This is a genomic window from Streptococcus danieliae (assembly GCF_009767945.1).
GTDB lineage: Bacteria > Bacillota > Bacilli > Lactobacillales > Streptococcaceae > Streptococcus > Streptococcus danieliae.
Window position 1 is genome coordinate 1 of record NZ_WSRS01000216.1, and the last position, 426, is coordinate 426.

A 426-nucleotide genomic window follows, 5' to 3' on the forward strand; every position below is an offset into this window, starting at 1 on the left:
ACCGTTAAGGTATCTAAGTCCGCAACAGATGCAGATAAGAATACTCCAGTCGCTAAGGATCAAACAGTTGAGCCAGGTTCTACACCGAAGGCAGAAGATTCCATTGCCAACTTGTCTGAACTTCCAGCAGGAACGAAAGTATCCTTCAAGGAGCCAGTAGACACAACAGGTGAGGGAGACAAAGTAGTTACAGTAGTTGTAACCTACCCAGATGGTTCTAGTGAAGAAATCTCAGTGACCGTTAAGGTATCTAAGCCTGCAACAGATGCAGATAAGAATACTCCAGTCGCTAAGGATCAAACAGTTGAGCCAGGTTCTACACCGAAGGCAGAAGATTCTATTGCCAACCTGTCTGAACTTCCAGCAGGAACGAAAGTATCCTTCAAGGAGCCAGTAGACACAACAGGTGAGGGAGACAAAGTAGTT

1 protein-coding gene is annotated in these 426 nt (G+C 45.5%); it reads left to right on the plus strand.

The window, feature by feature from the left end; all coding sequences use genetic code 11:
* The coding region (locus E5983_RS09525; RefSeq protein ID WP_269148554.1) for a Rib/alpha-like domain-containing protein at positions 1-426 on the plus strand (426 nt) is incomplete at both ends.